Source organism: Rhizobium yanglingense (assembly GCF_977109285.1).
The window spans coordinates 577,753-592,403 of record NZ_CDSAWY010000005.1 but is presented as its reverse complement, the minus strand read 5'-3'; the positions used below and the strand labels follow the sequence as shown (position 1 = coordinate 592,403).

6 protein-coding genes and 3 pseudogenes are annotated in these 14,651 nt (G+C 60.2%); 4 read left to right on the top strand and 5 right to left on the bottom strand.

The genetic code is table 11. From position 1 onward, the window contains the following. The 4 genes from ACW4PC_RS12490 to ACW4PC_RS12475 all read right to left on the bottom strand — a co-directional run bounded on the left by ACW4PC_RS12490 (position 1) and on the right by ACW4PC_RS12475 (position 9,143). A complete protein-coding gene (locus ACW4PC_RS12490) occupies positions 1 to 372 on the bottom strand; it encodes a translocation/assembly module TamB domain-containing protein (RefSeq protein WP_455874013.1) in 372 nt (123 codons plus the stop codon). Further along, on the bottom strand, positions 359 to 6,748 hold the full coding sequence (locus ACW4PC_RS12485) for a translocation/assembly module TamB domain-containing protein (protein ID WP_455874012.1): 6,390 nt from the start codon (positions 6,746 to 6,748) through the stop codon (positions 359 to 361). The genes ACW4PC_RS12490 and ACW4PC_RS12485 overlap by 14 nt, the downstream gene beginning before the upstream one ends. 62 nt (positions 6,749 to 6,810) lie before the next feature. After that, positions 6,811 to 8,733 carry an autotransporter assembly complex protein TamA gene (locus ACW4PC_RS12480; protein ID WP_455874011.1) on the bottom strand — a complete coding sequence of 641 codons (1,923 nt, stop codon included), beginning with the start codon at positions 8,731 to 8,733 and terminating at the stop codon, positions 6,811 to 6,813. 155 nt (positions 8,734 to 8,888) lie between these two features. Then, entirely contained in the window at positions 8,889 to 9,143 is a 255-nt protein-coding gene (locus tag ACW4PC_RS12475) for a YMGG-like glycine zipper-containing protein (protein ID WP_039846321.1), read from the bottom strand. A gap of 271 nt (positions 9,144 to 9,414) precedes the next feature. Here ACW4PC_RS12475 and ACW4PC_RS12470 point away from each other — a divergent pair. The 3 genes and pseudogenes from ACW4PC_RS12470 (at position 9,415) to ACW4PC_RS12460 (ending at position 13,150) form a co-directional block, all read left to right on the top strand. Next, positions 9,415 to 9,905, top strand: a pseudogene (locus ACW4PC_RS12470) ((2Fe-2S)-binding protein). Positions 9,906 to 9,989: 84 nt separating this feature from the next. Continuing rightward, positions 9,990 to 12,340, top strand: a pseudogene (locus ACW4PC_RS12465) (xanthine dehydrogenase family protein molybdopterin-binding subunit). 12 nt (positions 12,341 to 12,352) lie between these two features. Next, complete coding sequence (locus tag ACW4PC_RS12460; protein ID WP_455874010.1) at positions 12,353 to 13,150, top strand: FAD binding domain-containing protein; 798 nt, start codon at positions 12,353 to 12,355, stop codon at positions 13,148 to 13,150. Between the two features lie 93 nt (positions 13,151 to 13,243). Here the strand turns inward: ACW4PC_RS12460 and ACW4PC_RS12455 are convergent, their stop codons facing one another. Next, positions 13,244 to 13,435, bottom strand: a complete 192-nt coding sequence (locus ACW4PC_RS12455) for a hypothetical protein (protein ID WP_455875078.1) — start codon at positions 13,433 to 13,435, stop codon at positions 13,244 to 13,246. Here ACW4PC_RS12455 and hemA point away from each other — a divergent pair. After that, positions 13,349 to 14,588, top strand: a pseudogene (hemA, locus tag ACW4PC_RS12450) (5-aminolevulinate synthase). The gene ACW4PC_RS12455 and the pseudogene hemA overlap by 87 nt on opposite strands. Positions 14,589 to 14,651 lie beyond the last annotated feature (63 nt).

Sequence of the window (14,651 nt, the reverse complement as noted above, 5' to 3'; positions counted from 1 at the left end):
CTAATATTCATGTTCGTAGACGATGCCGGCTTCGCCGGCGCCATTTCCACCCGCAGCACCACGTAATTTCACGCCACGCCCGACATCGAGATTGATGACCGCCTTGGCGCCTGCTTCGCCGCCTTGCTGCAACTCGAAATAGGTGCGCTCGTTCAGATAGCGGCCGACGCTGACGCTTGTCTGCCCCTTCTCGTCGGTGCTGATGTTGAGGTCGTCGACACCAAGCTGGTTGCGGAGCCCCTCGAAAAGCGAGGTCGAACGTCCGCCCGCCAGCTGGCTCACCGCATCGGCGAGCTGCGCGATCTGGACCGGCGAGAGCTTCGACATCGATTGGCCGAATATGAGCTGCGCCAGCACTTCATCCTGCGGCAAGGTTGGCGAGGACGAGAAGGTGATCGAGGGATTCTGTCGCAAGTCCCGTGACATCGACGGTGAGCGTCGTCGTTCCCGAAGTGGAGCTCGCTTCCATATCGAGCGCCGGCGTCAAGTCGCCAGCAAACGTAATGCGGCTCTTGTCGGTGAAGTTCAGGCGGCGATTAAGCATGGTCAAGCGTCCGCGACGCATGGTGAAGCCGCCGGAAACGACGGGCGTTGCCGCCGTTCCCCTGATCGTGACACTGCCTCCAAGTTCCGAATCGATGCCGCGGCCGCGGACGAAGATTTTCGACGGCGCGCTAATCTGCAGGTCGAGCGCGAGCGTCGTGGATTTCTCGCCGGCCTTCTGTGCGTTTTCGTCGCGCAGCTGGGCACGCACCGCAGGTGGTGCATTCACGTGCTTAATGTTGATTTCGCGCAGTGAAGTCGGCAGCTTGTCCGGCACGGTGATCGATGCTTTTTCGACGTTCAACCTGCCGCTCAGCACCGGGTTGGTGAGAAGCGGACCCCGCAGACCGAGATTGCCATCGACCGTCGCGACGACAAGCGTTCCGTCAACATAGACTGCCCTGTCCAGCCTAACCTCGATGTTTACCGGATAGCCGCTGCCCGGCCGTATCCCGACCGTGCCGCTCGCCGTAACGCTGCCGCCGCTCGCGAAATTGCCGCTCAGGCGGGAAATGGTGGCCTGCTCGCCATTCATGGTGATGTTGGCGACGACGTTGTCGAGCGCAAGGTTCCTGCGGACATCGACCAGCTTGGCGCCGCTGGTCGCGATAGACCCGTTGATGACGGGGCCGGCGGCCGTGCCGGTGACACGGAGGTCTATGTCGGCGGTACCGTCCGCGACAAAGCCCTGTTGCGCCAGCTGTGCACCCAAGATGGCAAAGGGGAGGTTGCCGCGGAATTGCAGGTTGAGGGCCCGACTGCCGGTGATCGCAACGGTGCCGCCACCCTTCATCGAAAGGCCGCTGTCGCCGGTAAGGTCGGTATCGAGGGTGAGTGTGTTATCGGCGAGCTTGCCGTTCGCGGTGATTGCGAACGGCGAGAGCCCGGCGCCTTTGGTTTGGCTGGTCGCCGCATTCTTCCAGTTGAGCTTGAAATCAACCTTCGGAGCGGAAAGCGGCCCCGAAACCGATGCGGTTCCGGAGATCGTTCCCTCGGCGGCGAGGCCCGGTACGAAACCGTTTGCCACGCTCGCCGGAAGATTGGAGACATTGGCGTCCACCTTGAGGCTCTTGACGACTGTGCCCTCTATCATGACATTGCCGCCGGCTTTCAGCGTGACGTTGTCAGCGCCGTTCAAGTTAGCATCGAAGTCGAGCCTGTTGTTCGCAAGCTTGCCGGTCGCGTTCACCGCGAGCTGGGACAGTCCTGCCTTCTTGGTGTGGCTGGTTGCCGCGTTCTTCCAGTTGAGTTTGAAATCGGCTGTCGGGGAAGCAAGGCTTCCCTCAGCCACAACCGTGCCAGAAATGACACCTTCTGCCGCAAGGCCCGGCACGAAATTGTTGGCGATGCCTGCCGGTAGATCGGCAATGTCGGCGTCCACCTTCAGGCTCTCGACTGTCTTGCCGGCAATTGCGACATTGCCGATAGCTTTCAGCGAAGCTCCGTCAGCACCGCTCGCATTCGCGTCGAAATCGAGCTTGTTGTCGGCATATTTTCCGGTCGCGCTGAGGTTCAGCGACGACAGCTTGGCGTCCTTCGTCTGACTTGTCGCCAAGTCCTTCCAATCGAGCCTGAAATCAACGGCAGGTGAGGAGAGCGTCCCAGAGGCTGTCACCGTTCCCGAAACGGTACCCCCGGCAGCCAGGCCCGGGACGAAGCCGTTTGCGATGCTTGCGGGAACGTTGGTGACGTTCGCGTCAATCTCCAAGCTCTGAATAGTCTTTTCAGCAACAACGACCTTACCCGCCGCTTTCAAAGCTACGCCATCGGCGGCATTCGCACTTGTATCGAAGTCGAGCTTGTTATCGGCAAATTTGCCGGTGGTGCTCAGCTCGAGCGCTTTCAATCCGGCACCCTTGGTCTGGCTTGTGGCTGCGTCCTTCCAATCAAGATCGAAATCAACGGCCGGCGCAGCAAGTGTTCCCGATGCCTTGGCAGTTCCGGAGATCGTGCCCTCCGCGGCAAGTCCGGGCACGAAGCTGTTTGCAATGCTTGCCGGGACATTGTTGAGATTGGCATTGACGTCGAGACTTTGGACCGCCGTGCCGGCGATAACAATATTCCCGTCCGCGCTCAGTCCCGTGTTGGCTGCCCCGGTCAGATCTGCATCGAAGTCGAGCTTGTTATCTGCGAGTTTGCCGGTGGCGCTCAGGCCGAACGGAGCAAGCTTTGCCTGTTTCGTCTGGCTCGTGGCTGCGTCTTTCCAGTCGAGATCGAAATCGACGGCCGGTGCAGTCGGCGTTCCCGATGCCTTGGCAGTTCCAGAGATCGTTCCTTCGGCAGCAAGTCCGGGCACGAAGCTATTTGCAATGTTTGCCGGGACATTGTTGAGATTGGCATTGACGTCGAGACTTTGGACCGCCGTACCGGCAATCACGACATTGCCGTTTGCCTTGAGACCCATTTCGGCTGGGCCCGATAGGTTCGCATCGAAGTCGAGCTTGTTATCGGCAAACTTGCCAGTGGTGCTCAGCCCGAGCGCTTTCAATCCGGCACCCTTGGTCTGGCTTGTGGCTGCGTCCTTCCAATCAAGATCGAAATCAACGGCCGGCGCAGCAAGTGTTCCCGATGCCTTGGCAGTTCCGGAGATCGTGCCCTCCGCGGCAAGTCCGGGCACGAAGCTGTTTGCAATGCTTGCCGGGACATTGTTGAGATTGGCATTGACGTCGAGACTTTGGACCGCCGTGCCGGCGATAACAATATTCCCGTCCGCGCTCAGTCCCGTGTTGGCTGCCCCGGTCAGATCTGCATCGAAGTCGAGCTTGTTATCTGCGAGTTTGCCGGTGGCGCTCAGGCCGAACGGAGCAAGCTTTGCCTGTTTCGTCTGGCTCGTGGCTGCGTCTTTCCAGTCGAGATCGAAATCGACGGCCGGTGCAGTCGGCGTTCCCGATGCCTTGGCAGTTCCAGAGATCGTTCCTTCGGCAGCAAGTCCGGGCACGAAGCTATTTGCAATGTTTGCCGGGACATTGTTGAGATTGGCATTGACGTCGAGACTTTGGACCGCCGTACCGGCAATCACGACATTGCCGTTTGCCTTGAGACCCATTTCGGCTGGGCCCGATAGGTTCGCATCGAAGTCGAGCTTGTTATCGGCAAACTTGCCAGTGGTGCTCAGCCCGAGCGCTTTCAATCCGGCACCCTTGGTCTGGCTTGTGGCTGCGTCCTTCCAATCAAGATCGAAATCAACGACTGGTGCGGAGAGCCTTCCAGAAGCGGAAACGGTGCCGGTTATCGCGCCTTCGGCGGCAAGATCCGGAACGAAGCCGTTGGCGATGCGCGCCGGAAGGTTGACGACATCGGCATCGATTTTCAGGCTTTGTCCGTCCGTTCCGGCCACAACAACATTTCCGCGGGATTTCAAGGACAGTCCCTCGGAACCATCGACACTTGCGTCGAAGTCGAGCTTGTTATCGGCGAGTTTTCCGATCGCGGCGACGCCGAACGGCGCAAGATGCGCGCTCTTGGTGTGGCTAGTTGCGGCATTCTTCCAGTCGAGCTTGAAATCCGCAATCGGCGTCGCCGGCGTTCCCTTGACCGATACCGTGCCGGAGATGGCGCCTTCGGCATTCAGCTTGGGAACGAAACCGTTGGCGAGGCTTGCGGGCAGGTCGCTGATGACCGCATTGATGTCGAGCGTCTCGCCCGCCGAGCCGGTCACCGCCACGGAACCGCTTCCGGTCTTGACCGTGAGGCCGCTCAGCGCGGCCTGGCCGTTCGCAATCGCGATTTCGGTGGGTTGGGAGAGCTCAACCGGAATGTTGCGTGGTTTGCCTGAAAATCGATCGAGCCGGATCCTCGTCGCGCCTGCTTTTGTTTCAAGATCGCCTTCGGCAAGCACCGGATTATCGTCGTAGGCAGCGTTAAGATCGAACTTCGTGCGGTTCTGTTGCTGCACGAAGTTCAGCACCGGTTCAGCGAGCTTGTTGGCGCCTGCCGACATCTCGCCGGCCTTGACGATGCCGTTGGCGGAAAAGGCTTTGAGATCGGTAATGGTGATAGCGATGTCCGGTCTCACGATCGAAAATGTGTCGCGCTGCAAGCCATTTCCCGCTGCCGTCACCTTTAGCGCGATCTTGCCATTGTCGTTTGCGATGTCGAGTGCACCCTTGAGATCGCCTTGAGCTCTCTGCCCGCCGAGTGCGGCTAGCAGGCCGATATCCGGAAAATCGAAGGTGAGCGCTCCGGTCGGCTCGAAGCGTGAGGACAGTTGGATACTGCCTCGCAGCCGGTTGCTGCCGACGTCCGCACTGAGAGACGGAACGTTGATGACGCCGCCTTTGGACTGTGCGTCGGCAACGATGGAAATCGGTTGGCCGTCGATCGTGACCTTGGCATTGATGGTACCTTGCGGTGCGTCGGGATCAGCCGCGCCGGAAATGTTGACGTCCAGGTCACCAAGCGTGCGGCCAGCGGTGCGAAGAGTTGCCGCCTTCAGATTTGCCTTTATCGCCAGGGCTGTCAGCGGGCCGCTGGCATTGACCGTATAGCTCGCCTCGCCTTCGGCGGTTTCCAGAAGCTTCCTTACATCCGGCAGCCGCCCGGAAAGGCTGGCGGTGAGGCTTTCGCCGTCAAGCACCACGGAGCCGGCAGTTTCGATCGTTCCGGATTTGACGACGAGATCCGAGAGGTTGATCTTGGACGGAATGGTTCCGGCGATCTGTGTATCGATCGAGATCGGCGTATCGAAGCGCGGCGCGATAGCAGGCGGCAGTGCCGCGGGTTGAACTGTAAGCTTCGCATTTCCCGTCAGCGTGTTGTCGGTAAGCTTGTAGGTGCCGTTGACGGTGCCGCTTGCATTGGCGCTTTCAAATGTCGTCCCGTTGAAGCCTACGCCATCGGCGCCGATTTGGAGCGGCGCGGCAAGCGTCACAGGACCTTGTACTGCCCGATTGACATCCGGGTTCAGGAACGTCGTATCACCGGCAACCATGCGCAACTGAACGGCACCGGAACGCTTGGCCAGGTTGAAAGCGTCGCTCTTTGCCGTCAGCTTCACGTTGCCGATCGTCGCCTGAGGCAATGTCGCGGCATCGAGCGAAGCACTGGCGTTCAGCCGTGCCGACTGCGCATCGCCCGTGAGGGCGAGGTTTAGACCGGTCACCATGAAACGGGCTTCGCCATCGGCAAGCGGCCAACGAAAATCGACCGGGCCTGACGTACCGAGCACGTTGACGTTCAGGCTGTTGTTTCCCGCCCGATCCAGGGTGCCGGATGCCGCAATGACGACGCTGCCGGTTGCTATGTTGCCGGTCTGGATATCGAGTTTGCCTCTATTGTTGAAGGTGGCGGAGACATCGATGTTCGTCTGGCCGGAAAACAGTGGCCGGAAGGCCGGCGGCAGAAGAGTGCTCAGATCGCCGCCGCCCTTGAGATCAAGATGGTGCAGACCGTCCTGTGTGAGCGCATGATGTCCTTTGATCGAAGCGCGTTGCTGACCGTCCAGGGCGGCTTGAAGCCTGCCGTTCCAATCCGAAACCGGTCCTTCGCCATCGACGACGATATCGACTGAAGGGTCGCCCGGCAGCGATAGGAAAGCTGCAACCAGCCCCCCCTTCGGTTCAGACAGCTGCGCCTTCAGCCGCAACTGGTTCTGATCGGGCATGAACGCCAAATCGGCCGAGAGCTTGGCGTCCGGCACATCGTGACGGCTGATATTGATTACGGCATTCCCGCCATTCTGGTCGGCCTGCAGATTGCCGCCCGCCGTTAAAGTAAACGCGCGTCCCGCGAATTTCTCGCTCAGATTGATGTCCGAGATGGCGATCCTGTCGACATCGATCTTGATCGGCAGGCTGAATCCCTCGTCCTCACCGCTTGCTGGTGGTGAGGGAATGGTACGCACCGGCTTTCGGATCATATTGACCGAGCCGAGGGAGAGTTCGCTTGCGTGGAATGAGCCGCGCAGCAGCGCCAGCGGGTTCCAGTCTATCGAGAGACCGGTTATCTGCGCAAATACCCCGCGCGTATCTGAGACCGTTATCTCCGCAGCGCGTAATCCGCCGGTCAGCAGGCCGCTTGGCTCGCGGACCGCAATTTTCATGTCGCGGTTCGAAAGGGCTTCCGCGACTTCCTCCGTGACAATGCGCGAGCCGAACGAGGTGAAGCCGAAGATCGCAATGGCTATCGCGGCAAGGATCAGTGCAGCACCGGTCGCAAAGCCGATCACACGGATGGTCCAACTCACGAATTTCGTCAGCGCTTGCATGAAGGCGCAACTACCCTGTTCTCGTCATTGTTCGCGGGTTTGAAATCCGCGACTGTCGCATTCTAGAATGACTGGCCGATCCCGGCATAGATGCCGTAACTCGTGCCATCCTCGTACTTGTTCAACGGTACGGCAAAATCAAGCCGCAGGGGGCCAAAAGGCGTCGCGTAGCGTATTCCGATGCCGGCACCGGCCCGGATGTCGGAAAAATCGGGAAACTCCTCGCTCCCCACTGTTCCGACGTCGATGAAAGGAACGATGCCGATGGTCTCGGTGATCCTGACGCGCGCTTCCAGCGAGGCGGTGACATAGGATTTGCCGCCCGTCGCTTCATTCTCAGCGTTGTAGGGGGAAATCTCCTGATAGCCATACCCCCGAACCGAGCCGCCACCGCCGGCAAAAAAACGTCTCGTTGCGGGAATATCCGGCAATTCTCCGCCAACCAGCAGGCCGGCCGCCACCTTGCCAGCGAAGACAACATTGTCTTCCGCGCCGATCGACTGGTAGCCGGTTATCGAACCCTCGAAGGACGAGAAGATCGTGCTGCCGAACATTTCATAGCTCGGCGTCGCTGCAAGCGTTGCCCGGTACCCTTCCGTGGGGTTGAGTTTGTTGTCGCGCGCATCGCGCTCGTAAGTAAGCGGCAGGGCGAAAGTCAGATATTCATTGTCGCCGAAGGCGTCATCGTCCTTTTCATAGCTGATTTCAGCGCTCGCCGAGGCGGTATCCTGATCCGTCAGCTCGTAAGACAGGCCGAGCGACGCGGTGATCAGGGATGCGTTGTAGGCATCCGGATTTTCCGTCTTTGCGAGAATGCCGGCCTTCAGCGTTGCGGCAGGGAAAAAGGCGCCGGGTTTGGTGAAGAGAATACCTGTCGAGTAGTCGAGATTTCCGATGTCGTTTTCGCCGAGGCGTCCAACGGTGCCCTCAATTCGAAGGGATTCCGCTTCGCCGAAAAGGTTGCGGTGTCCCCAATAACCTTGGACCCCCATGCCGTCGATCGTCGAATAATTAGCGCCGACACCGAAATAGCGCTGCTTGCCTTCCGAGACTTCAATCGTCATCGGCAACGTACCATCGGCGGCGAGGCTATCGGCTTCGTGAATGGTGACGCTCGAAAAAACGCCAAGCGCGCGCAACCGTTCGCCAGCCTTCTTGAGTGCCTCGGGAGAATAGGTTCCCCCTTTTTCAAGGCGCGAATAACGCTGGATGAACGCAGGTTTGACGGCTTTCTGCCCGGTGACGCCGACATTGCCGATCGGGGCTACCGGACCCCCTTCCGTCGCGATAACGATATCGACCGTCTTGGTGCGGTGATCGGCCACCACTTGGCGTGTGGTCAGCTTCGCAAGCGGTCGGCCCTCGCTCTTCAGCTGTTCGACGATCTTGTCCCCGGCCTTGATGATCGTCAGCGATCCGGCCACTTCGCCAGGCCCCAGGTCGTAATCGGCGGGATTGCGATTTGCAGCATCGCCGCCGAACTGCACTTCCTTGACCCGGAAGACCGGTCCCGGCTCGATGGCGACTTGAACGGGAACGGGCCTGGACCGGTCGAAGGTCGGGTTGGGAGGCAGGTCGTCGATGTTCTTTCCGTCGATCGTGATCGTCACGACGCCGCCGTAGCGCGCTTTTTCATAGAGCGCCGCGATCAGGCGGTCGCGGTCGTCGCGTGCCTTGACGACAATGCCGAGATCGCCGGAAACCGGGCGATCCTCGTCGCCAATCAGACGCGAACTGTTCTCCAAAGCCTCTTTGAGATCAGGATCGGCGGTATTCGTTGCAAGATTGGCGTCGTAGCGCACAGGATCAGGCACCTGCTCGCTGTCATTCTCGTCTTCGCCAAAAATGGTAATGCCGAAAAGCTTGAATGCATAGGCCTCGCCAGTCAGAACCGGTGAAAACGCAGCCGTCGCCGCGATCACCATCATGGTGCCTGCCCGCCGATACGCAAAACCCGATTTCGGTGTCTTCCCTCTGATATGCATCCGCCGCTTTTGATTACATGCGTTGCCCAGCAATTAACAGCTTAGCGGCAAAAATGCACGAGGTGTACCGATTTAAGCTATTTTCGAGCTAATTTAGCACGAAAGATGAAAAATCCCGGTCTGCAGCCGGGATTTTCGGACCTTGGCACTCCGTCTCAGGGGCAATCGTCGATGTAGCGGCGACCATAGCGGTCACGATAGTAGCATTGCCCGGGCTGTTCTGCGACTCTGCCAATGACGGCACCTGCGACGCCGCCGATCGCAGCGCCGACTGCGGCTCCGCGAACATTGCCTGTGGCAACCCCGCCGATGACCGCGCCAGATGCCGCACCGATGCCGGCACCCCGCTCCGTCGGTGTGCAGCTCGCGATCGAGAGGCCGATCAGAGCAAATGCGATTGCTTTCTTCATTTTTTCTCTCCAAGGTTGACTGCCGCTTGACAGCCGCTGTCCCTTCACGGTGTCTTTTTGATAATTAAAACTATGTCGCAACAGGATGGCGTCCAGTTTGCAGCTGAAATTTTTGTGATCACGGTTGTTTTCAATCCGATTCAGATGTCATGGGGAGTCATGCAGTCGTCCGTAGAGCAAATTTGGCAGAACTCCCCAAAGTAGCGGTTGATCCCCAAGCGAAAAAGTCAAATGATGTTCCTGTGCCTGGAGGAGGCACGAGGAGAAAATCATGGCGAAGGTGAAACTGACGGTGAACGGCCGGGCGGTGAGCGGCGACTGTGAAGAGCGCATGCTTCTCGTCCATTTCATTCGCGAAAAACTGGGCCTGACGGGAACCCATGTCGGCTGCGATACGACGCAGTGCGGCACCTGCGTCGTCCATATGGACGACAAGTCGGTCAAGAGCTGCACGATCCTCGCCGTTCAGGCATGGGTTCGTCGGTCACGACGATCGAAGGCCTAGCCGCAAATGGCGAACTTCATCCGGTTCAGGCCGCCTTCAAGGAGCATCACGGGCTCCAGTGCGGATTCTGCACGCCCGGCATGGTGATGACCGCGGTCGACATGATCAATCGTCATGGCGGGCAACTGGATGAACAGACGGTTCGCCAGGAGCTCGAAGGCAACATCTGTCGCTGCACCGGTTACCACAACATCGTCAAGGCCGTGCTTTCCGCCAATGCGCAGATGCATGGCGGCGCCAAGCAGGCTGCCGAGTAACATCTTTCCGGAATTGTCTGGCTGACTGCCGCACACGATGCTCTTTGGCGGAGGCCAGGCCAAAACCCCAATTGGGAGGACATCATGGGTGTCGAAGGAGTTGGTGCACGCGTCGCACGCAAGGAAGACAAGCGGTTCTTAACCGGCAAGGGCCGTTATACGGACGATATGGTCGTGCCCGGCATGAAATACGGCTATTTCGTTCGCAGTCCGCATGCGCATGCCAAAATCAAGCGCATCGATATTTCCGCTGCGAAAGCCATGCCGGGCGTCATCGACGTGCTGGACGGCAAGCAATTGCTCGCTGACGGCATCGGCAACCTCATCTGCGGCTGGATGATCCATTCGAAGGACGGTTCGGCGATGAAAATGGGCGCGTGGCGCCCGTTGGCGGTGGAGACGGTGCGCTATGTGGGCGATGCTGTTGCGATCGTCATCGCGGACTCGCTCGACGAAGCGCGCGACGCGGCAGAAGCGGTCGTTGTCGATTACGAGGAACTGCCGGCTGTGATCGAGGCGGTCGATGCTCTGAACCCCGGTGCGCCGCAAATCCATCCGGAAGCGGTCAATAATCTGATTTTCGACTGGGAGATCGGCGACGCTGCCGCTGCCGACCAGGCAATCGCGCAAGCAGCACATGTGGTCGAGGTCGATATCGTCAATAACCGCCTCTCCCCCAATGCGATGGAGCCGCGCGCCACGCTCGGCATCTACGATGCGGGCGATGACCATTATACCTGCTACACCACCAGCCAGAATCCGCATCTGGCGCGGCTGGTCATGAGCGCTTTCTACAACGTGGCGCCGGAAAACAAGCTGCGGGTCATCGCGCCGGATGTCGGCGGCGGCTTCGGCTCCAAGATCTACATCTATCCGGAGGAGATCGTGTGTCTCTGGGCATCCAAGAAGACCGGCGTGCCGGTGAAATGGACTGCAGACCGCACGGAGGCCTTTCTCACGGACGCGCACGGCCGCGACCATGTCTCCAAGGTCAGGATGGCCTTCGATGCAGACAATCGCATCACGGCACTGAAGGTCGACACGATCGCCAACCTCGGCGCCTACATGTCGCTGTTCTCGTCCTGCGTGCCGACCTACCTCTACGCGACGCTGCTTTCCGGCCAGTACCGGATACTACCGGCAATCCACGCCAATGTGCGTACGGTCTATACCAACACCGCGCCTGTCGACGCCTATCGCGGCGCGGGGCGGCCGGAGGCGACCTATCTCCTCGAGAGGACCATGGAAACGGCGGCGCGCGAGCTCGGCATTTCGCCTGCTGAACTCAGGCGTAAGAACTTCATCCGCTCGTTCCCCCACCAGACGCCGGTCATTTTGAACTACGACGCAGGCGATTATGAAGCTTCGCTCAACGCGGCGATGCAGGCGGCCGATTGGAACGGCTTTGCCGCGCGCAAGGAGGAGGCTAGCCGGCGTGGCATGAAGCGCGGCATCGGCATGAGCTGCTATATAGAGGCATGCGGGCTTGCTCCGTCGCAGGCGGTCAGGCTCCCTCGGCGCCGGTGTTGGCCTTTGGGAGTCCGCCGAGGTGCGGGTCAATGCCGTCGGTACCGTGGAGGTCCTGACCGGGTCGCACAGCCACGGCCAGGGACACGAAACGACGTTCGCACAGCTCGTTGCGGGCCGGCTCGGCGTGCCGATCGATAGCATTTCCATCGTTCACGGCGATACCGACAAGCGTGCAGATGGGCATGGGTACCTATGGTTCGCGTTCTGGTGCCGTTGGCATGTCGGCCGTTGCCAAGGCGCTCGACAAGGTCGAGGCCAAGGCGAAAAAGATTGCCGCGCACCTCATGGAGGCGGATGAGAGCGATATTGTGATCGAAAACGGCGAGCTGAAGGTGGCGGGCACGGACAAGACGCTGCCATGGTTCCAGGTAGCGCTTGCCGCCTACACCGCCCACAATCTGCCTGCCGGAATGGAGCCGGGTCTGAAGGAGACGGCCTTCTATGATCCGTCGAACTTCACGTTCCCGGCGGGCTGCTACATCTGCGAGGTCGAAGTCGATCCCGAAACGGGCACGACGAAAATCGTGCAGTTCGTCGCTGCCGACGACTTCGGCAATATCATCAACCCGATGATTGTCGAAGGCCAGGTCCATGGTGGCCTTGCCCAAGGCATCGGCCAGGCGCTGCTTGAAGGCGTTCACTACGACGAGAGCGGCCAGCTTTTGACGGCGAGCTACATGGATTACGCCATGCCGCGTGCCGACGACCTGCCATCCTTCAATCTGTCGCATCAAAACACCCCGTGTCCGAGCAACCCGCTGGGCGTCAAGGGCTGCGGCGAGGCGGGCGCGATCGGCTCGCCGCCGGCGCTGATGAACGCGATCACGGATGCGATCGGCAACAACATGCTGACGATGCCCGCCACGCCGCAGAAGGTGTGGATGGCTGCGCAAGCAACCCACTGAGGAGGAACGGCCATGTATCAAACGAATTATCACCGCGCCTCGACAGTCGATGAGGCCGTGAGCATGATCACGGGCGCATCGGAGGGCAAATATGTCTCCGGGGGCATGACTTTAATCGCAACGATGAAGCAACGGCTTGCCGCGCCAAGCGATCTGGTGGATCTACGCCACATTCAGTCGATGAAAGGTATCCAGGTCGAAGGCCGCAAGGTGCGGATCGGCGCGGCATTGACACATGCGGAAGTGGCGTCTTCTGCCGCAATCGGCGCAATCTGCCCGGCCTTGTGCGAACTCGCCGGACGGATCGGCGATCCGCATGTGCGGCATATGGGTACCATCGGCGGTTCAATCGCCAATAACGATCCTGCTGCCGATTATCCAGCTGCGATGCTGGCGCTGAATGCCCGTATCGTCACGAATAAACGCGAGATCGCAGCCGACGATTTCTTCACCGGTCTTTTCGAAACGGCACTTGAGGAGGGTGAACTGATCGCAGCGATCAGCTTCGAGGCGCCGGAGAGGGCCGGCTACGCCAAGTTTGCGAATCCGGCTTCCCGCTATGCCATGACCGGCGTGTTCGTTGCGAAGGGATCCGGCGGCGTGCGCGTCGCCGTCACCGGTGCGGGCTCCGGCGGTGTCTTTCGTCAATCTGCGATGGAGCAGGCGCTGGGCGCAAACTGGTCGCCGGATGCGCTCGCGAGCGTCAATGTCGATCCGGCCGCGTTGATGTCGGACCTGCATGCCAGCGCGGAATATCGCGCCAATCTGGTGAAAGTGATGGCGAAGCGCGCCGTTGCCGCAGCGGGCTAACATATCGAGCGGAGCCGGCTTGCCGGCTCCATCAATTGTGCAAGAATGCGCTCCGGATCAGCGAGGTTCGCGCAATTTTTTATCTGAAATCATTCAAAAATATGGGCCATTTGCCGCAGTTGGTGCTAAAGCGTGAAGTAAGGGTTGACGCGCGATCGTCCGCTCAGCAAAACCGTCGCGCGATACTGGAGCACATGCATGGATTTCGAAGGATTTTTTAGGAGCGAGCTGGACGGGCTTCACAAGGAAGGCCGCTATCGGGTTTTCGCCGATCTCGAGCGTCATCGCGGCAGCTTTCCACGCGCCACGCGTCACACGGCCGGACGGTGCGAAAGGACGTCACCGTCTGGTGCTCCAACGACTATCTCGGCATGGGCCAGAACCCGAAGGTGATCGAGGCGATGAAGAATGCCATCGACCACTGTCGGCGCGGGCTGCCGGCGGCACCCGCAATATCTCCGGCACCAACCACTACCACGTGCTGCTCGAGCGCCGAGCTGGCCGACCTGCACGGCAAGGAAGCGGCGCTGCTCTTCACCTCCGGCTATGTCTCCAACTGAGGCGTCGCTCGGCACGCTCGGCGCAGGATCCTCCGGGCTGATCATCTTCTCCGACGCGCTGAACCACGCCTCGATGATCGCCGGCATCCGCCATGCCGAGATGCGGCAAGCGTGATCTGGCCGCCACAACGACGTCGGCCGATCTCGAAGCCAAGCTTGCGGCCGCCCGATCCGACGCGCGCCGAAGCTGATCGCCTTCGAGATGCGTCTATTCGATGGACGGCGACATCGCGCCGATCAAGCGAGATCTGCGATCTCGCCGACAGGTACGGCGCGATGACCTATCTCGACGAGGTCCATGCCGTCGGCATGTATGGTCCGCGCGGCGGCGGCATCGCCGAGCGCGACGGGGCTGATGGACCGGCTGACCATCATCGAGGGCACGCTCGGCAAGGCCTTCGGCGTCATGGGCGGCTATATCGCCGCCTCAACGGCACTGTGCGATTTCATCCGCTGCGTTTGCCTCCGGCTTCATCTTCACGACGGCGCTGCCGCCGGCGCTTGCTGCCGGTGCGGTGGCCTGCGATCCAGCACCTGAAAGTCAGCCAGTTCGAGCGCGCCGCGCCATCAGGACCGGGCGCGCAACGCTCGAGGTCACTGCTTGACCAGCGCGGCCTCGCCGCATGATGCCGAACGCCGAGCCACATCGTGCCGGTCTTGGTCGGCGATGCCGGCGAAGTGCAAATGGATCATCGGATCTGCTGCTCGACAATTTCGGCGTCTATGTCCAGCCGATCAACTATCCGACGGTGCCAAAGAAGACCGAACGGCTGCGCATCACCCCGACGCCGCTGCATTCCGATGCCGACATCGAACAGCTGGTCGCAGCACTCCATTCCCTCTGGTCGCGCTGCGCGCTCGCAAGGCAGGTCGCATAAAGTCGATTGGCTTCGTGGTCATCGGGAAGAACAACGCGAGGTCGCCGTCCGGCCGTGGGATAG